The organism is Deinococcus aquaticus, from assembly GCF_028622095.1.
In the GTDB taxonomy this organism is placed as follows: domain Bacteria; phylum Deinococcota; class Deinococci; order Deinococcales; family Deinococcaceae; genus Deinococcus; species Deinococcus aquaticus.
The window spans coordinates 2,340,965-2,360,910 of sequence record NZ_CP115165.1 but is presented as its reverse complement, the minus strand read 5'-3'; the positions used below and the strand labels follow the sequence as shown (position 1 = coordinate 2,360,910).

Genomic DNA, 19,946 nt, shown 5'->3' with positions numbered 1-19,946 from the left:
GCTGGCGTGCCTCCGACTGGCCGCCGCGCGCCCGTCAATGCCAGCGCGGCCGGCCCCTCCAGCAGGACCGACCGCGCGTGTGGAAGGCCTGCTGTTACGGGGCCTGTCCGAGCACGTCGTCGGCCTCGGTGGCTTCCAGCAGGCTTTCCAGGTGGGCGTCGTCGTTGAAGCCCAGCAGCATGCCGCTGCCCGCGCCCAGCAGGACGCGCGTGACCGAGGTGTTCGACACACTCAGGCGCGCCCAGGCGTTGGCGGGTACGCCGCCGAGTGCGAGGCCCACCGCCACGCGGACCACGCCGCCGTGCGTGAACACCAGCACCCGCTGGCCGGGGTGCCGCGCCTGAATCTGCGCGAAGGTCTCGCCGCTGCGGGCGTACAGGTCCTCCATGCTTTCCCCGCCGGGGCGGCGGGTACTCCAGGGTTCGGCGCTCAGGGCCTGCAGGTACTCGGGAAAGCGGGCGCGGATCTCGTGGATGGTCAGGCCCGCGAGTTCGCCCACGTCGATCTCGCGCAGGCCCACGTCGGTCTGCGCGGGGGGCGCGCCATGCAGGCGCTCGGCGACGATGCGGGCGGTCTGCGCGGCGCGGTTCAGGTCGCTGGTATACACGGCGTCGAAGGGTTGCGCGGTCAGGCGCTCGGCGAGGCTGGACGCCTGCAACACCCCGATGGGGCTGAGCGGCACGTCGGTCTGCCCCTGGTAGCGGCCGTCGGCGTTCCAGGTGCTCTCGCCGTGGCGCACGACCCAGAATTCCGTGGCGGTGGCGCGGTCCGGCGCGGCGAACCCGGTGGGGGCCAGCCGCCTGGTCAAACGGCTCCCGTGAAGGTCACGCCCTGACCGGCCGTCATCTGACCAATCACCCACGGCTGCTCGCCGGCGACCCTCAGGGCGTCCAGCGCCGCCGTCTGCTGCGCGGCGGGCAGGATGAACAGGAAGCCCACGCCCATGTTCAGCGCGCGGAAGGCCTCGTGGCGTTCCACGCCGGCGCGCGCCACGATCAACTCGAAGACGGGCGGCACGGTCCAGCTGCCGGTATCGACCTGCATGCCGATGCCGGCCGGGAACACGCGGGGCGGGTTGTCGATCAGGCCGCCGCCCGTGATGTGCGCCATGCCGCGCACGTCCACCCCGGCCGCCTGCAGGGCGTCGAAGGCCGGCAGGTACGAGCGGTGTGGGACGGGCAACAGGTCCGCGAGGGTCTGGCCGTTCAGGTCGGCGCGCGCCTCGTTCCAGTCGAGGTCGTCCAGGGCCATGCGGGCCAGCGAGAAGCCGTTGGTGTGCAGGCCCGAGCTGGGCAGCGCGATCACGGTGTCGCCCGCCTCGATGCGCGCGCCCGTGATCAGGGCCGGGCGGTCCACGACGCCCACGATGGTGCCCACGATATCCAGTTCGCCGTCCACGTACACGCCGGGCATCTCGGCGGTCTCGCCGCCCAGCAGGGCCACGCCCAGCGCCTCGCAGGCCTGCGCCGCGCCGGTCACGACTTCCGCGACCCGTTCGGGCGAGAGTTTGCCCATGGCGACGTAATCCAGGAAGAACAGCGGGCGCGCGCCCTGCACGAGAATGTCGTTCACGCAGTGGTTCACGATGTCGCCGCCCAGCCCGCCGAAGCGCCCGGTGCGGACGGCGACCTTGGTTTTCGTGCCGACGCCGTCGGTACTGGCGACCAGGACCGGGTCTTCCATGTGGCCGAACGCGGCGCGGAACAGGCCGCCGAAGCCGCCCAGGCCGCCCAGCACGTTGGGCGTGTGGGTGCGGGCCACCGCGTCTTTCATCAGGTGGACGGCGCGGTGTCCGGCGTCGATGCTGACGCCCGCGCGTTCGTAGGCTGACGCCTGCGCGCCTTGCTTGCTTTCAGTCATGTGCTCCTGCCTCCTGCGGTCCGCTGAGCGGATGTTCAGTGCAGTGTAACCAAACTCGCGCTGGTCGGGGTGGAGAGGGGCAGGTTGTTCAGGGGCGCGGGGGACGCGCGGCGCGGCGGGCCAGCAGCCAGCGGCTCAGGCCGACGACGGCCACCACGCCCGACAGCAGGCCCAGGCCCCACAGCATGCGCTGCGTGTTCCCGCTGAGCCACACGACCAGCAGCGTGACCGGCAGCGCCCCGGCGGCCGTGGCGACCATGAACGGCCGGAAACCCATGCGGGCCGCGCCCGCCACGAGGTTCATGACGTCGGCGGACAGGACCGGCATCAGGCGCACCATCAGCACGCCCTGCAGGCCGTAGCGGGCGGCGAAATCATGCGCGGTGCGGCGGGCGGTCTCACCGGCCAGGGTGCGGATCAGCGTATCGCCCAGCGTGCGGCCCAGGCCGTACCCGGCGGCCGCGCCCAGCAGCGTGCCCAGGTACACGATCAGGAACCCCTCGTAGGGGCCGTAGGCGCGGGCGGTCACGGCGGTCATGACCAGCGCCGGCAGGACCGGCAGTACCGCCTGAAGCACGAACCCCGCGATCAGCGCGAGCGGCCCGGCCCAGCCCAGGCCGTCCACGAACGCGTGCGTGACGCGGGGGTCGCTGCTGGTCAGGGCGGCGTACGCGCGGCCCAGGAACTCGCGCGCGTCCGGCTGGAGGGCCGCGCCGCCGATCAGCAGCAGTGCGCCGCCCAGAATCAGCCAGCGCAGGTAGCGGGGTGGTTGAACGGCGGCGGTCATTGCGGCCCAGTGTAGGCGACGGGCAGATGAGCTGCGACCATCAAAGGTTGTGGGTCGGGGGGGGACCGGGCCGGTACGGGGCAGCGGGCAGGTGAACGGTCAGGTCGTCGCGGGCGTACTGCCAGCCGGGCGGCAGGTGACCGGCGTGGCGCACGTCCACCCCGTGCGACAGGTGCGTCAGGACGACCTGCCCCGCCGCCTGCGCCCAGGGGAGGGTCAGGGCCTCGCGCACGTCGTACACGCTGCGGCCGGTCAGGGGCGCGCCGGACTCGTCCTCGAAGGACGTGCCGAGCACCAGCGTGTCCAGGCCCGCGCCGCCGGGCGCGCGCAGCCACTCGCGGGCCAGCTCTGGCGGAATGCCGATGGCGTCCGTGACGACCGCCGCCGACCAGCCGTCACCCCCGGCCCCGGCGGGGCGGTCGAGGCGGTAGGCGTGGCTGTGGCCGTTCGCGCCGTGCGGCACCCGGAAGGCCCGCACGACCACCTCACCCACCGGCACGCCCTGCGGCGGGATGGGCTGTACCGGCCCCCCCTCGCCCTCCGGGAAGGCGTACGGGAAGCGCGCGGCGATCTCCGGCACGACCTCCGGCGGGGCGTACACGCGCAGCCGCCCGGCGGCGTAGCGCACGTAGTCGAGCAGATCCCCCAGGCCCAGCAGGTGATCGTTGTGCGCGTGCGAGATGAACACCGCGTCCGGCACGAGCGGGCCGTTCAGGCGGGCCAGTCCGGCGTGCGTGTCCGGCCCGGCATCCAGCAGCGCCGACTGCCCGCCCGAACGCAGCAGCGTGGCCGTGCGCGTGCGGCGGTTCACGCCGGGCTGCCCGTTCACGCCGCGCGCCTCGGTACACACGGGGCAGGCGCACCAGAAACGCGGCACGCCCTTGCTATCACCCGTGCCGAGCAGCGTCAGGGTGTCGGTCTGGTCGGGGCTGATATGGACTGGGCCGGTCACGGGGTCATCAGGTCACGCGCGGCGCGCGCGAGGTCGCCGCTGCCCGCCAGACTGCTGCCCACCAGCACCGCGTCCGCCAGCCCGCGCACGGCCGCGATGTCCTGCGGGGTGCGGTAGCCGCTCTCGGCGACCAGCACGCCGGTAAAGCCCGCGTCACGCGCCCGGCGGATCAGGCGCGGACTGACGCCCAGGTCGATCTTCAGGGTGGTCAGGTCGCGGTTGTTCACGCCGATGATCCGCGCTCCGGCCTCCAGCGCGATGTCCAGTTCGTGCTCGTCGTGCACCTCGACCAGGGCGTCCAGGCCCAGGTGGTGCGCCGCGCTCAGGTACTCGCCGGTGTGTTCGTGCAGCACGCTGACCATCAGCAGCGCCGCCGACGCGCCCCAGTCGGCCGCCTCGCGCAGCATGGCCGGATGCACCACGAAATCCTTGCGCAACGCCGGAAGGTCCGTGGTGGCCACCACGTCCAGCAGCGCCTCACGGTTCCCGTCGAAGTAACGCGGTTCGGTCAGGACACTGATCGCCGCCGCGCCGCCCGCCGCGTAAGCCCGTGCCGCGTCGGCCGGGTCGAGCGGCGCAATGGCGCCCTCACTGGGACTGGCGCGCTTCACCTCGGCAATCAGAGACAGGCCCGGCGCGCCCAGGGCCGCCTCGAACCGCCGCTCGTCGGGGCGGGGCGCGCCCAGTTGCGGGTCCGCGCCCACGTAATCCCCGGCGCGAAGTTCCACGATGCGGCCAAGCACGCCCGGAACGCGCTTCAGATCAGGGGCACTCAGAACAGACATGCGCCGAAGCATAGAGCATTGCCCGGCAGGCCAGAAGCCGGCGGCGCCCCGGTCAGCGCAGCGGCGCGGCGTGTTAGCCTGATCCCCTATGAGTCTCGCCCCAGGCAACGGCCCCGTACAGATCACGCAGGACCAACTTCAGGCCCGCATTCACGAAATCGCCGCAAAAATCCGCGAGGACTACCACGGCATGGAACCCCACCTGATCTGCGTCCTGAACGGCGCATTCATGTTCCACGCCGACCTGGTGCGCGCCATCGACATGCCCTGCACCATCGACTTCCTGCAGGCCAGCTCGTACGGCAACGCCAAGCAGAGCAGCGGCGAGGTCCGCATCGTCAAGGACCTCCAGTTCCCCATCAGTGACCGCCACGTCATCCTGGTCGAGGACATCGTGGATACCGGCATCACCATGAACTACCTGCTGCACTACCTGGAAGGACGCGGCCCCAAAACCCTGAAGATCGCCGCGCTGCTCAGCAAACCCAGCCGCCGCAAGGTCGAGATTCCCGTCGAGTACCTGGGCTTCACCATCCCCGACGCGTTCGTGTACGGCTACGGCCTGGACCGCGCGCAGTTCGACCGCAACCTGCCGTACATCACCAGCCAGGAATAACCACAAGAAGCACACCACCCCACGGTCACAGGTGACCAGACAGATGGCCGGCAGGGACACCCCCGCCGGCCATCCGGCTGTCCGGAATCTGAACGCTTCGGGAAAGGGGGGTCACGCGCCCCTGGGCGACTCCGGGCCGGGCGGGGTAGCCTGCGCGCATGAGGGGAGCGGCTTGAGGGGAGTGGTGTGGGTGGTCGCGGCGCTGGTGCTGCTGGCGGGTGCGGGGGCGTGGTGGCAGTCCGGGGCGCGCTGGCGGGGCGACCTGTACTGTTTCGAGCAGCCGGGGCGGGTGTGGGGGCTGGCGGCCGTTCCGGCGGGCGGCACGCCGACCTGCCCGGAGTCGCGGACGGTACGGGCCGAGATTCGCAGCGGAAATACCCGCCTGGAGCAGTTCGCGTTCCCGCAGTGGCAGCCGGACGCGGTGCTGGACGTGCTGCGCGCCGGGGGGTTCACACGGTTCACGGAACGCCCGGATGATGGGATTCAGCGGGAGATAGTGCTGCTGCGCGGCCAGGAGCGGCTGACGTTCATTGCCGAGCATCAGGGGGCGGGCATGCTGGTTCACCTGAGTGGCGTGCCCGCCCCCTGACCACCTCATCAGACTTGGAGCTGTCCTACCCGGCGGCATCTGAACTGGGGGGCCGCGCCCTGCTGACGTGCGCGGCGCTTTGCGCTACACTTCCGGGCATGATCCGCTCTGCGCTTCTCAGCCCGGGACGCCCCGACTAGCCGTCAGGTTCGTTCGGGCGTCCCGGCTGCGTGCCGGGGCGTTTTTTTTGGCGCTGACAGTCGGTAGCGGCGGCCAGCGCCCATTCCCCACCCCCTCCCCCACTTCTGAAGGAGCCACCTCATGACCCAGAACAACGAATCCAGGCCTGTCAACATTCCCGAGCCGCGCATGGAGCGGTACAACCCGCACGCCATCGAGGGCAAGTGGCAGGCGGCGTGGGCGGGCAGCGGCCTGTACACCTTCGATGAGAGCGCGCCGGGCGAGAAGCATTACGCGCTGACGATGTTCCCGTACCCGAGCGGGAACCTGCACATCGGGCACTGGTACGCGAACGTCGCGCCGGACGCCCGCGCCCGCTGGATGCGCATGCGCGGGTACAACGTGCTGTTCCCGATGGGCTTCGACGCGTTCGGCCTGCCCGCCGAGAACGCCGCCATCAAGAACAAGACCAACCCCGCCAAGTGGACGTACGCGAACATCGAACGCATGACCGGGCAGTTCCAGGCGATGGGTACCATGATCGACTGGAGCCGTCAGTTCGCCACCTGCGACCCGGAGTACTACCGCTGGAACCAGTGGTTCTTCATCGAGTTCTACAAGCGCGGCCTGGCGTACAAGAAGGGCGGGCTGGTGAACTGGTGCCCGAAGGACCAGACGGTGCTGGCGAACGAGCAGGTCGTGAACGGCCACTGCGATCGCTGCGGGACGGCGGTGGAGAAACGCAACCTGAGCCAGTGGTACATGAAGATCACGGACTACGCCGACGAGCTGCTGGACTTCAGTGGCGCGGACATGCCCGAGAAGGTACGTCTGATGCAGACGAACTGGATCGGCAAGTCGGTCGGGGCAGAGGTGACCTTCGACACGCCGGCCGGGCCGGAGACGGTGTTCACGACCCGCCCGGACACCCTGATGGGCGCGACGTTCATGGTGCTGGCCCCCGAGCACGCCCGCGTGAAGGACCTGACCACCGACGAACAGCGCGCGGAGGTCGAGGCGTACGTGGCGGCGGCGGGCCGCAAGACGGACGTGGAGCGCCAGCAGGAGGGCGAGAAGACCGGCGTGTTCACCGGTAGCTACGCCACGCACCCCATCACGGGTCATCAGCTGCCCATCTGGATTGCCGATTACGTGCTGGTCACGTACGGCACCGGGTCCATCATGGCGGTGCCCGCGCATGACGAGCGGGACTTCGCGTTCGCGCGCAAGTTCGGCCTGAACATCGTGGAAGTCATCCGTCCCGAGGGGGGCGAGCCGATGGCCGAGGACGCCGCCGCGCCCTACACCGGCGAGGGCACGATCGTGAACAGCGGCGAGTTCGACGGCCTGAGCGGCGGGAAGGCCAGCATCGCCACCATCATCGAGAAACTGGAGGCGCGCGGGATCGCCAGGGCGAAAACCACGTACCGTCTGCGCGACTGGCTGTTTGCCCGCCAGCGCTACTGGGGAACGCCTATTCCCTTCGTGCACTGCCCCGAACACGGCGCGCAGCCCGTCCCCGAGGACCAGCTGCCCGTCCGCCTGCCCGAGAACGTGGAGTTCACGCCGACCGGCCAGAGCCCCCTGAAACTGGACCAGGAGTGGCTGAAGACTACCTGCCCCGTCTGCGGCGGCCCCGCTGAGCGCGACACGGACACCATGGACACCTTCGTGGACTCCAGCTGGTACATGTACCGCTACCTGAGCCCCGACTACCACGAGGGCCCCTTCGACCCCAGCAAGGACCCCATGATGCCCGTGGACCTGTACACCGGCGGCATCGAGCACGCGATCCTGCACCTGCTGTACTCGCGCTTCTGGGTGAAGGTCATGCGCGACATGGGACTGACGAAGCACAGCGAACCCTTCGCGCACCTCCGGAACCAGGGCATGATCCTGGGCGAGGACGGCGAGAAGATGAGCAAATCACGCGGGAACGTCGTCGACCCCGACGACCTGGTGCGCGAGTACGGCGCGGACACCGTGCGCACGTACCTGATGTTCATCGCCCCGTGGGAACTGGGCGGCCCGTGGGACCCGCAGGGCATCAACGGCCCCGCCAAGTGGCTGAGCCGCGTATGGACCCTGTACACCGACGACAAGGTCACCGGCCCCGCCGAGACCGTCACCGACGCTGACCTGCGCTTCGCAGTACACAACACCCTGAAGAAGGTCACGGGGGACTTCGAGCGCCTGAGCTTCAACACCATCATCGCGTCGCTGATGGAACTGACGAACACCCTCGTCAAGGCTAAACGCGCCCCCATATTCGGCACACCCGCCTGGGACGAGGCGCTGGATATCTTCAACCGCCTGCTGGCGCCCGTCGTACCGCACATCGCCGAGGAAATCTGGACGGCGCGCGGCCAGGACGGCAGCGTGCACACCGCCGCGTGGCCCGCCACCGACGAGCAGGCCGCCACTCGCGACACCGTCACCATGGGCGTGCAGGTGGGCGGCAAGGTCCGCGGACAGGTCACCATCAGCAAGAGCGCCACGCAGGACGAGGCGATGACCGCTGCCAGAGCCAACGCCGACGTCGCGCGGTTCATCGAGGGCAAGCAGATCGTCAAGGAGATCTACGTCCCCGGCCGCATCATCAACATCGTCGTGCGCTAGTAGTAGGTAGACATCAGCCCCACCCCCGAGCCTCGGGGTGGGGCTGTTCTGTTGGGCAGGGTTCAGCGTGAGCTGTGTGCGTTCGCTCAGCGGTTGTCCCGCACGTATTCCTCGTGGATGATACGGACTCCGTCCGTTTCAGCTGTCGGTGATGGTCAGTGGCCGGGGGGTGGACGCCTGATGAGCCGGAGTCCTCCTTCAACCCATCCTGCGGGTTCTTGCAGCGTGCGGTCCCGCCTGCTGGCGTTTTCAGAATCTCAGCTTTCAATTGAAAATTGATCTCCGCACAATGAACGCATGACCCACCCAGCGCCCCTTCACGCTCCCGGCGAGACCTTTCAGGTCACCAGCCTCGCGCAGGCCGGCGCACTGCTGGACTTCTCCTACGGCGCCCGCCTCCTCGAGCAGTTCCTACAACCCGCCACTGCCAGTCACGCCGCCCGGGCCATCAGCGAACCGGCCAACCGCGTCACGTACCACGTCCGCAAACTCACAGACTGCGGCCTGCTGCGCGTCGCCGGTCACCAGGGTAAACGCGTGCTGTACGTCGCGGCGGCCCGCACCTTTCACGTACCCCGCACCCTGGTGCAACTCGACCAGCCCCTCACGCTCATCGAGCCCGTCATGCGTGAGGTCACGACCACTTACGCGCACGCCATCCTCGACTGGCAGTCCCGCCAGGGCCACCCAGACGCCAGCGGGGACGACCTCACCGTTCACCTGGGGCGCGGCGCACCGGAAGCCGAAGGGGACACCGGTCCGTTCGCGCCTGCCCTGCGGCTGCGCACCGTGCAGCTCACGCCCCGGCAGTACCGCGCCGCGCAGGACGCCCTGAACGACCTTCTCACCCGCCTGGAATCCGACGACACCGACGACGCCCGCACCAGCACGTTCGTCCTCATGACCTTCAAGGGCCAGTTGCACCTCACCTGACCCCGTCCACCGCACGCACCCACGTCTGCTCCGGCGGACGGCGGGACGGTCGATCATACGGATTCCGTCTGTTTCGTTAACAACCCGGAAGGGCGCCGGGTTGCCAACTCCACGCCCGGAATCCGTTCTGCTCCCACTCGCTCCGCTCGGATTGAACAGTTTTTGCAAACCATTCAATCGGAGTCCGTATCACACCCCACACTCCAGCCTCTCCCCACCCCCGCGAGGTCCATCATGTTTGAAGAACGCCATCAGGCCGCCCTGTCCCGTCAAGCCCAGCTCCTCGAGGAAGCGCGCGCTGCCCACGTGGCCAGCACCCTCCGGTCCACTGGCGTGCGCCGCTGGCACTTCACGTGGCACGTCCGGCCCATCACGCTGCACCTGCCCGTGCTGCAACTCACGGCCACCCAGGCCGGTGGGCGCGGGTGAGCGGTCACGACCACCTACCTCCAGACCCGTGGCGCGCTGCGAAGTACCCGCTCGCGTACCACGTCCTGGCAGGTTCACCGACCGACCTCCCGGAATGAACAGAGGCCCCCTGCCTCCCGCCAGGGCACGGGTAGGGGGTGGGGTCGGCACAGGGTGTGTGTACCTACGGGCGCCGGGTCCGCTTGAACTGCGACCCCAGCCAGTACTTCACGAACTGATCGATCTGATCCACGAACTCACTGAATTTCGCGTTCTTCACCATGTACGAACTGGTAATCAGGTCATACGCGGCGTCAATGTCCTTCTCCTGCGCTGACGTGGTCAGCATCACGACGGGCAGGTGCCGGAGTTCCGGGTCCTCACGAATGGCGCCCAGGACCTCGAAGCCGCTCATGCCGGGCATGTTCACGTCCAGCACGATGACGTTCGGCAGGGCCTGCTGGGTATCTTTCAGGTACGCCAGGGCTTCCCGCCCGCCGGTGTGCGAGATGACGCGTACCCGTTCGCTGTACTCGGAGAAGGCCTCCTGGGCCAGAAGCAGGTCCGCTGGGTTGTCGTCAATCAGGAGAACAGTAATGGACTGCGGCATAGTGCCTTAATTTTAAATTCACTTTCGCCCTCAAAGAGGTGATATTCACCAATCCAGACGGATGGTGTGGTTTCTAAAGGTCACATAAGCACCCCGTCAGAAAAGCCCTAAATTCTCATGAGGAATTCGGGTGCTGACGGCCAGCCGGTACGCCGCCCCGGATGCTATCTAGGATCGCCCAGGTGACGAGCAGCAGGGCCGCGAGGTTCCGGTACGTCTCCTCGAGGGGAATGAGCACGGACAGGGGCCTGCACTGCCATGCCGCCAGATAAAGAACACGCCTGCTATGGCCGACACGATCACTGCGAACAGCCGCCGCCCACGCTGGTCTGGCCAACTGAGAGCCGTGAGAATCAGGCGGATCAGGGCGCTGACGAACCGCCCGCCAGGACCGCCCACATGAGTTTCAGCCAGTAGCCGTCGATGATCACGCGCTGTCACCTTCTTGTTCGGGCCGTTGGTGGCAGTAAGTTCCCCGAGTTCGACACCGTACTTCTGCCCGATGAGTTTCACGGCGACGCGCAGGGTACACAGAGGCAGGATGGCCCCGGCGAGTGCGCCGACGCTGGCGCACACGTGATCGTCTAGGGCCGTGAGTGGCACGAGCAGGACGGTGGTACTGGCTCCTCCCCTTCCAGACGTACTGGCTGATCCTCTCTTTCGCGGTCTATTTCACGGCGTTCCTAGTGGATCTGATCTGGATTCCAGACGCCGGATACTCACGCTGCTGGGTGTGGCCGGGGTACTGATCGCCGTGCTGACCTTGCCGTACCCCTTCCCAACCACACCCTGACTGCGGAACCTGGGGGTGCGCGAGGCGTGGCACGCGGGCCAGCAGGGGGAGGCGGCCACGCTCTCCCAGCACGGTCAGCGGTTCTTGCATGGCTCGCCTCCCGTCAGTGGGTCAGTTCCCGTTCACGGCCTGCCGGGTGGGCGTGGGGTCGTTCAGGTTCGCCCAGATGATCTGCTTGCGGTTGTTCGGGCTGGGGATCATACCGCGTGTGATCAGGCGCTTCCGCCCAGCGTGCGGATCATGGCGGTCAGGTCCTTGCCGTTCACCACGCGGATCGGCGTGATGCGGCCGTGCACGTTGATGGTCTCTTCTTGGTTGCTGTGCTCTCCTCCGTAACCGGCACTTCCAGCAGGTTGGTGTAGGTCGCCGTGGTGGTCGCGGCGATGGGGGTCGCGGCGGGCTGGATGGTGGCAGCGTTGGTGAGGCTGGGTGGTGGGGCGCACGGCTGCTCCCTCGGTGCGGGTGGGGGTACTCTCGGTGGTATGTATCCTCTTGTGGCTGCGGGCATTCCGGCATCTGGTGTGGTGGAGGTGCCGTGTTACGCGGCGGCGTCGTTCAATGGGAGGACGGCGGTGCTGAGGCCGGAGGTACGGCGGGTTCCGCTGGATTTCGCGTCGTTGTCGGAGCGGGATGTGGAGTTGATGGTCAGTGTTCGCGCTGAGGAGTGGGTGCTGCGTGGGCTGGTGGCGGTGGATGTGGACTGGCTGGTGGGCGTGCTGGAGGTGGTGTCGTCCGGGCCGCAGCCGAGGCCGCTGGGGGTGGAGGTGGATGACGTGTGGTTTTTCGTCGCGCCGCTTCATTCGGTTCCGACAGTAGTAGGAGGCCGGTACGTGGCCGTGGGCCTGTACCGTTAAAGCAGCTCCCAGCACGGCCGCCCTCGAAGATGCCGTAGCGTTCGCCGTGGGCTTTGGCAGCTTCGTCCCTGGTCTGTCCACCGTGGGTGGCCCAGATGATGATGGACCCGATGATCGAGGCGGCTCCGGCGATGGTCAGGGCTTTCGCAGCGGTGCGGTTGTCCATGCTTGGCCCTCCATGCAGGGCGCAGGGTGGGGCTCCAGCGCTGCGCCGCGACTCTCCCTGGCGTAGCGTTCAGTGTGATACGGATTCCATGTGAGGGGGCGGCGCGGCTGCCCGTGTACGCATCCATGCAGGATCACGGCGTGGCCGTAGAAAGCCCCACGCGGTGGTGGGGCGGCCCTGCCGCCTTCACTCGGGCGGCTGCGTGTTGTTGGGTACACATAGGCTAGGACGGTGGGTCTTACAGGCGCGTCACCAGCGCCGGGGGTGTGCGGTGCATGAAGATGGGGCTGGTGGGGGCTCTGCGCTACGACTGGTCTGCGGGAGGACGGGAGTCAGGGGTGCCGGATGCCGTGGGTCAGCAGGCGTACGTGATTCCTTGCATGCCGGTCACTGCCGCTGACTGGATGATTCCGGGCAGCACGTCCCGGCGGCGGGGGCGCGGTGCTGGGAGCGCCAGTCATTCACGAGCCGGGCGATCTGCTGAAGGTGGTCGTCCAGGGTGACGCTCTTGGTAAGTTGATTCACGTCGGCGCGGTCAATGGGGACGCCTGACATGACAGTCACGGGCAGCGCGGCGAGGGCGTGGTCGGCTTTCAGGGCGTCCAGGACTTCCTCGCCGGTCATGCCGGGCATGTGCCAGTCGAGCAGAATCACGTCCGGGAGGGCTTCGCGGGGGTTCTGAAGCCAGTTCAGGGCGTCGCGGCCGGAGTTACAGGTGATCAGTTCGGTGTGGGCGGCGTGATCCTCGAACGCTTCCTCGGCCAGCAGCAGGTCTGCCAGGTTATCGTCGATCAGCAGGATTCGGAGGCGCTCGGGCATGAACTGGCATGATGACAGGGTCACCGCTCTCACGCGCAAAGCAGATCTTCATCTGATGGGGTCATAATACGGACTCCAGTTGAAAGGTTTGCAAAAGCTTTCAACCCGGGCGGAGCGAGCAGGAGAGAAACGGGTTCCGGGCGTGGAGTTGGCAACCCGGCGTCCTTCCGGGTTGTCAACGAAACAGACGGAATCCGTATAAGAGGGTCAGAGGGTGCCTGTCCGCTCCTGTTCCGGACACCGGATCAACCAGTAGGAGTCCGTGTCAGCCGTTCTGCGTGGCGCGTCTGCGGCGCTGTGGCCGTTCCGCGCGCGGGCCCCGCAGTGCAAGGTACGAGAACCACAGGCCCAGGGCGGTGCCGGCTACTACCTGCAGCAGAATGAGAAGGCCGATGATTGTCAGCAGGGTCATACCCCAGCGTGGCAGAGGTGCATGAGGCCCGCATCCGCCGTCTGTAAGGGTGCCCTTGAGGGACGGACGGCGATCCGGCGTGCCGGGTCAGTCGAGGTGCTGCACGGCGTTGCGGCCGCTGCGTTTCACGCTGTACAGGCGGCGGTCGGCGGTGCCCAGCATGGTGTCCAGGTCCGGGGTGGTGGTGTCGGCCACGCCGATGCTGACGGTGACCCGCAGGTCCGGGGTCAGGGTGTGCCAGGGGTGCTGCTGAACGTGGGCGTTCAGGGCGCGGCAGGTGACGGCCAGTTGCGTGGCGGTCGCGCCGGGGCGCAGCAGGACGAATTCCTCGCCGCCGTACCGGGCGGGAAGGTCGCCGGGCTGCGCGGCGGCGCGGATCAGGTCGGCCAGCTGGCGCAGCACGGCGTCTCCCAGCTGGTGACCCCAGGTGTCGTTGATGCGTTTGAAGTGGTCGATGTCGATGATCGCGCCGGCCAGCGGGGTGCGTCCGGTGGCGCTCAGGACCAGCCGCTCGCCTTCGTTGAACAGGTGTTCGCGGTTGAACAGCTGGGTCAGGTGGTCGGTGCGGCCCAGTTCGCGGATGCGGCTGTTCAGGGCGCGGAGTTCCTGAAGGTGCGCGCTGAGTTCGGTGTTGCGGGTGCGTTCCTGCTCGGCTACTTCCTGAAGGGCCTGAATGCGTTGCAGGACCTCGAAACTCTGGAAGGACTGGTGGCGTTCGGCGGCGTGGCGTTCGCGGGTCAGGCGCAGCGTTTCGTGCAGGTGGTGCAGGGCGCGGTCGTGGTGGCCCTGCCGGGCGTGCGCGGCGCTGAGCTGCTCGTGCACGGCGGGCAGCAGGGTGTGGCTGCCCAGTTCCCGGGCGCGCTGGAGGGCGGCTTCCAGCAGGGCTGCCGCTTCCGGCGGGGCGGCGTGGGCGGCCAGGGCCAGCGCGGCCGTCAGGTGCACTTCCGGGTGGGGGTGGGTGGTCAGGGCGCGCAGTTCGGCGGCGCTGCCAGCGGCACGCGGGTCGCCCAGCGCGTGGTACACGCCGAACAGCGTGGCCTGCAGTTCGGCGGTCATCAGGGGATGCTGGCGTAGCAGGGGGTAGGTGAGGGCGGCCTGCACGTGCCCGAGCGCCTCGTGCGGGTGGCCGCTGTACTGCTCGGCCTCGGCGAGGTTCAGGTGGGCGACGGCCACGCCGAAGTCGTACTTCAGGGCGCGGAAGGCGGTGATGGAGTCGGTGATGTGCTGCCGGGCGCGTTCCGGGTCGCTGAAGCGCAGTTCGACCCCCAGGTCGTGCAGGGCCGTGGCGAGCAGTTCCGGGTCGTGGATGCTGCGGGCCAGGGTCAGTTGCTCCTCGTACAGCGAGACGGCCAGGTCGGGGCGGTTCAGCTGGCTCTGCAGGGCGGCCAGGATGTTCAGGCCCCGTCCGAGCCACACGCTGGGGGGCTGCTGTCGCAGGTGCATCAGGCTGCGGCCGATACGTTCCACGGCCTGCGGGAGCGCCCCGTCGCGCCACAGCAGGTACCCGGAGGTGACGCCCGCCTGCGCGTCGCACGGGCCGCCCAGTTCGGCACTGGATAGCAGCGACGCGCGTTCCGGGGAATCGTCGCGGGCCGCCCAGGCCAGTCCGACCGCGTGATCGCTGGACGGCTGGCAGGGGGCATCGGGGGTCGGGTGGGTCATGACGGGCCTGGACTCAGCCTAATTGAACTCACTTCAGAAAGGCGCGCAGATGCCCTTCATGAACCGGGGAGATCCCCCCTCCCCCGGCGGTGGTACGGGTCCCCAGGCCCCCGGGGCGGTCTACCCTGACCGGCCCCGGCAGGCCGGGGGTCAGCCAGGTCGGGAGTCAGCGGAGTGCGGCCCAGAAGGCGTCCAGCGCAGCCCTGACCTCGGGCATCTTCTCGAAGTGCGGCAGGCCGTCCGTACCAGGGATACGGACGGCCTGCACGCCCCTCTGCTGCGTGAACGCCTGAAGGCGCTCGAAGGACACGAAGCCGTCCTGGTCGTACAGGACCAGCGCCGGGGTGTTCAGGCGCGAGTACAGGTCGGCGTACGCGTCGGGCGTGAACAGGCGGCCGCTGATGAAGTAGATCGGGGCGTACTTCGCGCCGGGCTGACGGGTGGTGTCCAGCGAGTAGTCGATCAGGCCGCCGTCCACGGGACCCCGGAACGAGCGGCTCAGGAAGTACTGGATGCTGGGGCGCGTACGGATGACCGCGTACAGCGGGGTGCTGAAGGTGTTCAGGCGGTCGTAGAGTTGCTGGCCGCCGTCATCGGCGGTGGCTTCCTGGGTGCCGCCGCGCGGGTTGCCCAGGCCGCTGGGGCTGATCAGCGCGACGCTACGCACCCGGCGGTCGAGCAGCGCGGCGCGGGCCACGAACTCGCTGCCCAGGCTCAGGCCGACCACGTCCACGTCGGCGTTCAGTTCGGTGATCAGGGCGTTCAGGGCGGCCGTCATGAGTTCTTTCGTGTACGTGACGTCCGGGCGGTCGCTGCTGCCGAATCCGGGCCATTCCAGCGCGTACACCGGGCGGGTGCCCACGTAGGCGTCCCAGATGGGTTTCATCTCGTAGGCGCTGGCGGCGGCGTTCACGCTGCTGGTCAGGACCAGCGGGCGGCCCTCGCCGCGCGGATCGGCGTAGTACGCGACCCGGCCGAAGTTCGGGATGGTCAGGTGGCGCCGCTCGCCGCTCAGGGCGGGCCGCAGGTTCACGGGCCGGTTCAGTTCGGCCGGTTGCACCTGGGCAGGCGCGGGCGAGGCGGGTGCCGTCTGGGCCAGCGCGGCGGCTCCCAGGGCCAGCCCGCCGATCAGCAGCGCGGTCGTCAGGGGGCGCAGGCTGCGGCGCGGGCGGGCGCGGTCCTGCGGCGCGGCGCGGAGGTTCGGGCGGGTCCGGTTCAGTTTCATTCCTGTATGCTCGCCCACCGTTCCGGGCGGAACTGTCCTGTCGGGTACGCTCTGCGCCGGGGGGGCCTTCACGCACCCTGAACACCCCCGCCGGCATGCGCCGCGGCCCGCGTGACCGCCCGGAACGGCGCGGCTGCTCTAAACGGCGCCGCTGCTCTAGACTGCGCGGCGATGCGTGCTGATCTGCTGTCCCGTGTGCTTTCGCTGCTGCCCGAACGGTCGGACCGTCCGGAACTGACCGGGTATTACGGCATGCTGCGCGATTACCCGCAGCGCGGCGGCAAGGGCATCCGCAGCGAACTGCTGCTCGCCAGCGCCCGCGTGCACGGCGCGCAGCAGGAAGCGGCACCCTCGCAGGGAACGCCGTGGGACGCGGCGCTGTGGCTGGCCGCCGGGCTGGAGATGTTCCAGAACTGGGTGCTGATCCACGACGACATCGAGGACGACAGCGAGGAACGCCGGGGCCGACCCGCCCTGCACCGCCTGCACGGCGTGCCGCTGGCCATCAACGCCGGAGACGCCCTGCACGCGTACATGTGGGCTGCCGTTCACCGCGCGGGCGTGCCGGGCGGCATGCAGGCCTTCCTGGACATGATTCACCGCACGGCGGAGGGGCAGCACCTGGACCTGTGCTGGGTGGAGGGCCGCCGCTGGGACCTGCGCGAGGAGGATTACCTCGAGATGGTGCGCCTGAAAACCGCGTACTACACGGTGGTCGTGCCGCTGCAACTGGGGGCGCTGGCGGCGGGAGCCGAGCCGCACGCCGGGTTTCATGCGTCGGGACTGGCGCTGGGCGCGGCCTTCCAGATCCGGGATGACGTGCTGAACCTGAACGGCGACCCCGTCAAGTACGGCAAGGAGATCGGCGGGGACCTGCTGGAAGGCAAACGCACGCTGATTGTGCTGCACTGGCTGGCGCACGCGCCGCACGATCAGCGTGAGGTGTTCCTGGAGCAGATGCGCCGCGACCGCCCCGACAAGGACCCGGCCGTGATCGCGCAGATTCACGGGTGGCTGCTGGAGAGCGGCAGCGTGGCCCACGCGCAGGCCTACGCGGACGCCCTGGCCCGCGAGGGCCTGACCCTGTTGGAAGACGCGCTGACCGGCGTGCCGGACCCGGCGGCGGCGCAGGAACTGCTGGGCGTCATCCGGGAACTGGCGACCAGAGAGGCCTGAACACCGCACGGCCGTCAGTGGGGAGTGGATGCCCGCACATCCTGCTTCCCACTGCCTACTCCCCCACTCCCGGGCGACTTCAGCGGCGCAGCAGGTTCAGTGCAGCGTGCGCGAACACGCCAAACGCGGCGTTCAGGGCGCGGATGGTCGGGTCGATGGGCTGCCCGCCCTGCAGGTACAGTCCGGCGTTGAATTCGATCCCGAAGGCGGGTACGCCGCTACGGACGCTGTGCGTGAGGCTCAGGGTGTCAGTCGCCCAGGGTTCCCCCAGCGTGACGCGCGGGTCGGAGCTGCCGGCGATGATGGGCGCGAAGGCGTCCTGGCAGGCGCGTTGCAGGGCGTCCCACAGGGCGTGCGGGAAGGTGGGCTGACCGGGCGTGCCGGGCATCAGGCAGATGGCGGGGCGGGGCACGCCGGTATCCGCGCCCAGGGCGGGGCCGGTGGGGGCCATGGAGTGCCCCACGATCATCAGGCCCACGCCCTGAAGTTCGGCGGTCACGAGGGCATCGAAAGGGTCCCAGATGCGCCGCAGCCGCCTTTCACGCGTGGCGTCGCCGGGCGTCCACCCGGCCGGGTACAGGGGCGCGCGGTCAAACCCCATGACTTTCAGGACGCCGTTGTCGTCGAGGTCGCCGCGCTCGCGGTTCAGGTCGGCGGCGAAGCGGCTCCAGGGAGCCTGCGCGTGGCGCGCGCCGGGCACGCTGAACAGCAGGTCCGTGTACGGGTCGCCGTCCAGGAAGATGCGGCGCAGGAACGCCTCGCGGCGGGGCGTGTCGAAGGCGTCGTCGCCCAGCATATCGCGCAGCACGTCGGCCGGCAGTTGCCCGGAGGGGTGCGGCGTCACGATCAACAGCTCGCCTGTGCGGGGCAGATCGCCTGTGGGGTGGCCGGGCGCGGAGGTCATGCGCGGAGCATAGCGCCGCCCGGCCGGAGGGGTCGTTCAGCTCAGCGGGGCCACAGGCGGTTCATCCAGCCGCCCGGGTTGGTGCCCTCGCCGCGCACGCGGATCTCGAGGTGCAGGTGTGGCCCGGCGCTCAAGCCAGTGCTGCCGACCTCACCGATCTTCTGGCCGCGCGTGACTTTCTGCCCGACCTTCGTGGTCACGCGGCTCTGATGGAAGTACAGGCTGGTCACGCCCGCCCCGTGGTCGATGACGACCAGCCCGCCGCGCACCGGGTAACGTCCGGCGATCACGACCATGCCGTCGTTCACTGCCAGCACGGGCGTTCCGGCCCTGGCGGGGTAGTCGGTGCCGAAGTGGTAAGCGACGGGGCCGCCCGCCGTGTACGTGCGCGGCTGCCCGAAGGAACTGCTGGTGGGGCTCACGCCGCTCAGGGCCGGAGCGAAGGGCCGCGTCCAGACCTGCGGGGTGCGCCGGGCGTAGGCCTTCTCGACCAGGGCGTCCTCGGCCTTCCGGCCCGGATCGACCAGCACGCCGCTGATCTGCGGAGGCAGGTTCAGGTGTTGGATAGGCTGGTCGAGGCCCACGACCGGAATGCGGCCGCGCACGAGTTCGCCGCCCACGCTGACCTCGAACACGACCGGGGTGGTCTTGCCGAGCACCACGCGGCCCGGCACGGAGTACTCCCCGGCCGCCCCGACGGGTTTCAGGATCTCATTGGGTTGCCGGACGTCCTCTCCGATCTCGCTGGGGAAACGCACGGTGGCCTGCGCGGCCCGCGCGCCGCTGAGCTGCACGGTAAAGGCCTCGCCCATGCGCAGACTGGCGGGCACCGTGACGTTCACGCCCGCGATGCGCGCGGTCGGCGCGGTGGGGGTCAGTTGCTCGGGCGGCAGCGGGGCAGGCAGGCCGGGTTTGCTGGTCGCGGCAGGCGGCGTCTGCGCCGGGCGGGCGGGTGCAGGCCGGGCGGGCGCGGCGGCCTGACCGGGGAGGCGCAGTTCCTGCCCGACTTCCAGGGTCGTGCTCCCCAGGTTGTTCAGTTTCATGAGCGCCTCGGGCGTGGTGCCGTTGGCGCGGGAGATCGAGTACAGCGTATCGCCGGGTTTAACGGTGTAGGCCGCCGCGCCGCCCACCAGGAGCAGCGCGGCCAGCAGCAGGGAGCGGCGGTTCATGCCCCGCAGGATAGGGGCCGAGCGTGAGAGGCGCACCTGACCGGCAGGACTACAGGTCGAGGGTCAGGGTGACGGGGCCGTCGTTGGTCAGGTCAAGGACCATGTGCGCGCCGAACACGCCCTCACCGACCGGCAGACCCAGCCCTCGCAGGGCGGCGTTGAAGGTGCCGTATAGCGCGCGGGCCTGTTCGGGCGGGGCGGCGGCCGTGAAGCTGGGGCGATTGCCGCTGCGGGTGTCGGCGTACAGCGTGAACTGACTGACGCTCAGCACGCCGCCGCCGATATCCAGCACGCTGCGGTTCATCTTGCCGTTCTCGTCGTTGAAGATCCGCAGTTTGGCGATCTTGGCGGCCAGGGCGCGGGCCGTCTCTTCGGTGTCGCCGGGCGCGACGCCCAGCAGGACCAGCAGGCCCGGGCCGGTCTGCCCCGTGACCTCGCCCTCGACCGTGCAGGTGGCGCGGGTCACGCGTTGCAGGGTGGCGCGCAC

General features: G+C 69.2%; 22 protein-coding genes. 7 read left to right on the top strand and 15 right to left on the bottom strand.

The window, feature by feature from the left end; translation table 11 throughout:
• Window positions 1-94 precede the first annotated feature (94 nt).
• The 5 genes from M8445_RS11510 to trpC all read right to left on the bottom strand — a co-directional run bounded on the left by M8445_RS11510 (window position 95) and on the right by trpC (window position 4,384).
• Window positions 95-808 (bottom strand): histidine phosphatase family protein, encoded by a 714-nt coding sequence (locus tag M8445_RS11510; protein ID WP_273987898.1) that lies wholly within the window; start codon window positions 806-808, stop codon window positions 95-97.
• Window positions 805-1,860, bottom strand: coding sequence for a phosphoribosylformylglycinamidine cyclo-ligase (gene purM / locus M8445_RS11505; protein ID WP_273987897.1), 1,056 nt, complete (start codon window positions 1,858-1,860; stop codon window positions 805-807). The genes M8445_RS11510 and purM overlap by 4 nt, the downstream gene beginning before the upstream one ends.
• A gap of 88 nt (window positions 1,861-1,948) precedes the next feature.
• Window positions 1,949-2,647: a TVP38/TMEM64 family protein gene (locus M8445_RS11500; RefSeq protein WP_273987896.1), complete on the bottom strand. Its 699-nt coding sequence runs from the start codon at window positions 2,645-2,647 to the stop codon at window positions 1,949-1,951.
• 40 nt (window positions 2,648-2,687) lie between these two features.
• A complete protein-coding gene (locus M8445_RS11495) occupies window positions 2,688-3,599 on the bottom strand; it encodes an MBL fold metallo-hydrolase (protein ID WP_273987895.1) in 912 nt (303 codons plus the stop codon).
• Window positions 3,596-4,384 carry an indole-3-glycerol phosphate synthase TrpC gene (trpC, locus tag M8445_RS11490; RefSeq protein WP_273987894.1) on the bottom strand — a complete coding sequence of 263 codons (789 nt, stop codon included), beginning with the start codon at window positions 4,382-4,384 and terminating at the stop codon, window positions 3,596-3,598. Before trpC ends, M8445_RS11495 begins: the two co-directional genes overlap by 4 nt.
• 88 nt (window positions 4,385-4,472) lie before the next feature.
• Here trpC and hpt point away from each other — a divergent pair, with 88 nt between their 5' ends.
• The 5 genes from hpt (at window position 4,473) to M8445_RS11465 (ending at window position 9,690) form a co-directional block, all read left to right on the top strand.
• A complete protein-coding gene (gene hpt, locus M8445_RS11485; RefSeq protein ID WP_189066236.1) occupies window positions 4,473-5,000 on the top strand; it encodes a hypoxanthine phosphoribosyltransferase in 528 nt (175 codons plus the stop codon).
• A gap of 172 nt (window positions 5,001-5,172) precedes the next feature.
• Window positions 5,173-5,589: a hypothetical protein gene (locus tag M8445_RS11480; RefSeq protein WP_273987893.1), complete on the top strand. Its 417-nt coding sequence runs from the start codon at window positions 5,173-5,175 to the stop codon at window positions 5,587-5,589.
• Window positions 5,590-5,850: 261 nt separating this feature from the next.
• Window positions 5,851-8,328: a leucine--tRNA ligase gene (gene leuS / locus M8445_RS11475; protein ID WP_273987892.1), complete on the top strand. Its 2,478-nt coding sequence runs from the start codon at window positions 5,851-5,853 to the stop codon at window positions 8,326-8,328.
• Window positions 8,329-8,625: 297 nt separating this feature from the next.
• Entirely contained in the window at window positions 8,626-9,261 is a 636-nt protein-coding gene (locus M8445_RS11470) for a hypothetical protein (RefSeq protein ID WP_273987891.1), read from the top strand.
• A 234-nt stretch (window positions 9,262-9,495) separates the two neighbouring features.
• Complete coding sequence (locus M8445_RS11465; RefSeq protein WP_273987890.1) at window positions 9,496-9,690, top strand: hypothetical protein; 195 nt, start codon at window positions 9,496-9,498, stop codon at window positions 9,688-9,690.
• Window positions 9,691-9,853: 163 nt separating this feature from the next.
• Here the strand turns inward: M8445_RS11465 and M8445_RS11460 are convergent, their stop codons facing one another.
• The 3 genes from M8445_RS11460 to M8445_RS11450 all read right to left on the bottom strand — a co-directional run bounded on the left by M8445_RS11460 (window position 9,854) and on the right by M8445_RS11450 (window position 11,515).
• Window positions 9,854-10,279 carry a response regulator gene (locus M8445_RS11460; RefSeq protein ID WP_273987889.1) on the bottom strand — a complete coding sequence of 142 codons (426 nt, stop codon included), beginning with the start codon at window positions 10,277-10,279 and terminating at the stop codon, window positions 9,854-9,856.
• Window positions 10,280-10,394: 115 nt separating this feature from the next.
• The gene (locus M8445_RS11455; RefSeq protein WP_273987888.1) at window positions 10,395-10,517 is read right to left on the bottom strand and encodes a hypothetical protein; all 123 of its coding nucleotides are present in this window, start codon (window positions 10,515-10,517) and stop codon (window positions 10,395-10,397) included.
• A 767-nt stretch (window positions 10,518-11,284) separates the two neighbouring features.
• Window positions 11,285-11,515: a hypothetical protein gene (locus M8445_RS11450; protein ID WP_273987887.1), complete on the bottom strand. Its 231-nt coding sequence runs from the start codon at window positions 11,513-11,515 to the stop codon at window positions 11,285-11,287.
• A gap of 39 nt (window positions 11,516-11,554) precedes the next feature.
• Between M8445_RS11450 and M8445_RS11445 the strand changes: the two genes are divergently transcribed.
• Complete coding sequence (locus tag M8445_RS11445) at window positions 11,555-11,926, top strand: hypothetical protein (protein WP_273987886.1); 372 nt, start codon at window positions 11,555-11,557, stop codon at window positions 11,924-11,926.
• Between the two features lie 553 nt (window positions 11,927-12,479).
• Here M8445_RS11445 and M8445_RS11440 read toward each other — a convergent pair.
• The 4 genes from M8445_RS11440 to M8445_RS11425 form a co-directional block, all read right to left on the bottom strand.
• Window positions 12,480-12,911: a response regulator gene (locus M8445_RS11440; protein WP_273987885.1), complete on the bottom strand. Its 432-nt coding sequence runs from the start codon at window positions 12,909-12,911 to the stop codon at window positions 12,480-12,482.
• A 265-nt stretch (window positions 12,912-13,176) separates the two neighbouring features.
• Complete coding sequence (locus tag M8445_RS11435) at window positions 13,177-13,323, bottom strand: hypothetical protein (RefSeq protein WP_273987884.1); 147 nt, start codon at window positions 13,321-13,323, stop codon at window positions 13,177-13,179.
• 87 nt (window positions 13,324-13,410) lie between these two features.
• Window positions 13,411-14,985, bottom strand: a complete 1,575-nt coding sequence (locus tag M8445_RS11430; protein ID WP_273987883.1) for a tetratricopeptide repeat-containing diguanylate cyclase — start codon at window positions 14,983-14,985, stop codon at window positions 13,411-13,413.
• A 166-nt stretch (window positions 14,986-15,151) separates the two neighbouring features.
• Window positions 15,152-16,210, bottom strand: coding sequence for an alpha/beta fold hydrolase (locus M8445_RS11425; protein WP_273987882.1), 1,059 nt, complete (start codon window positions 16,208-16,210; stop codon window positions 15,152-15,154).
• Between the two features lie 171 nt (window positions 16,211-16,381).
• Between M8445_RS11425 and M8445_RS11420 the strand changes: the two genes are divergently transcribed.
• Window positions 16,382-17,386: a polyprenyl synthetase family protein gene (locus tag M8445_RS11420; RefSeq protein ID WP_273987881.1), complete on the top strand. Its 1,005-nt coding sequence runs from the start codon at window positions 16,382-16,384 to the stop codon at window positions 17,384-17,386.
• A 79-nt stretch (window positions 17,387-17,465) separates the two neighbouring features.
• On the opposite strand, the gene M8445_RS11415 is transcribed toward M8445_RS11420, so the two are convergent.
• From M8445_RS11415 to dtd, 3 genes are read right to left on the bottom strand one after another with little or no spacing between them, the layout of a single operon-like run.
• The gene (locus M8445_RS11415; protein WP_273987880.1) at window positions 17,466-18,290 is read right to left on the bottom strand and encodes an N-formylglutamate amidohydrolase; all 825 of its coding nucleotides are present in this window, start codon (window positions 18,288-18,290) and stop codon (window positions 17,466-17,468) included.
• Window positions 18,291-18,331: 41 nt separating this feature from the next.
• Window positions 18,332-19,459 (bottom strand): peptidoglycan DD-metalloendopeptidase family protein, encoded by a 1,128-nt coding sequence (locus M8445_RS11410; protein WP_273987879.1) that lies wholly within the window; start codon window positions 19,457-19,459, stop codon window positions 18,332-18,334.
• A 49-nt stretch (window positions 19,460-19,508) separates the two neighbouring features.
• The gene (gene dtd, locus M8445_RS11405; RefSeq protein WP_273987878.1) at window positions 19,509-19,946 is read right to left on the bottom strand and encodes a D-aminoacyl-tRNA deacylase; all 438 of its coding nucleotides are present in this window, start codon (window positions 19,944-19,946) and stop codon (window positions 19,509-19,511) included.

Bases quoted from the DNA above. Each gene is read 5' to 3' on its own strand.
- purM (WP_273987897.1), bottom strand. From the start codon at position 1,860: ATGACTGAAAGCAAGCAAGGCGCGCAGGCGTCAGCCTACGAACGCGCG.
- M8445_RS11500 (WP_273987896.1), bottom strand. From the start codon at position 2,647: ATGACCGCCGCCGTTCAACCACCCCGCTACCTGCGCTGGCTGATTCTG.
- trpC (WP_273987894.1), bottom strand. From the start codon at position 4,384: ATGTCTGTTCTGAGTGCCCCTGATCTGAAGCGCGTTCCGGGCGTGCTT.
- hpt (WP_189066236.1), top strand. From the start codon at position 4,473: ATGAGTCTCGCCCCAGGCAACGGCCCCGTACAGATCACGCAGGACCAA.
- leuS (WP_273987892.1), top strand. From the start codon at position 5,851: ATGACCCAGAACAACGAATCCAGGCCTGTCAACATTCCCGAGCCGCGC.
- M8445_RS11470 (WP_273987891.1), top strand. From the start codon at position 8,626: ATGACCCACCCAGCGCCCCTTCACGCTCCCGGCGAGACCTTTCAGGTC.
- M8445_RS11465 (WP_273987890.1), top strand. From the start codon at position 9,496: ATGTTTGAAGAACGCCATCAGGCCGCCCTGTCCCGTCAAGCCCAGCTC.
- M8445_RS11460 (WP_273987889.1), bottom strand. From the start codon at position 10,279: ATGCCGCAGTCCATTACTGTTCTCCTGATTGACGACAACCCAGCGGAC.
- M8445_RS11445 (WP_273987886.1), top strand. From the start codon at position 11,555: ATGTATCCTCTTGTGGCTGCGGGCATTCCGGCATCTGGTGTGGTGGAG.
- M8445_RS11440 (WP_273987885.1), bottom strand. From the start codon at position 12,911: ATGCCCGAGCGCCTCCGAATCCTGCTGATCGACGATAACCTGGCAGAC.
- M8445_RS11435 (WP_273987884.1), bottom strand. From the start codon at position 13,323: ATGACCCTGCTGACAATCATCGGCCTTCTCATTCTGCTGCAGGTAGTA.
- M8445_RS11430 (WP_273987883.1), bottom strand. From the start codon at position 14,985: ATGACCCACCCGACCCCCGATGCCCCCTGCCAGCCGTCCAGCGATCAC.
- M8445_RS11425 (WP_273987882.1), bottom strand. From the start codon at position 16,210: ATGAAACTGAACCGGACCCGCCCGAACCTCCGCGCCGCGCCGCAGGAC.
- M8445_RS11420 (WP_273987881.1), top strand. From the start codon at position 16,382: ATGCGTGCTGATCTGCTGTCCCGTGTGCTTTCGCTGCTGCCCGAACGG.
- M8445_RS11415 (WP_273987880.1), bottom strand. From the start codon at position 18,290: ATGACCTCCGCGCCCGGCCACCCCACAGGCGATCTGCCCCGCACAGGC.
- M8445_RS11410 (WP_273987879.1), bottom strand. From the start codon at position 19,459: ATGAACCGCCGCTCCCTGCTGCTGGCCGCGCTGCTCCTGGTGGGCGGC.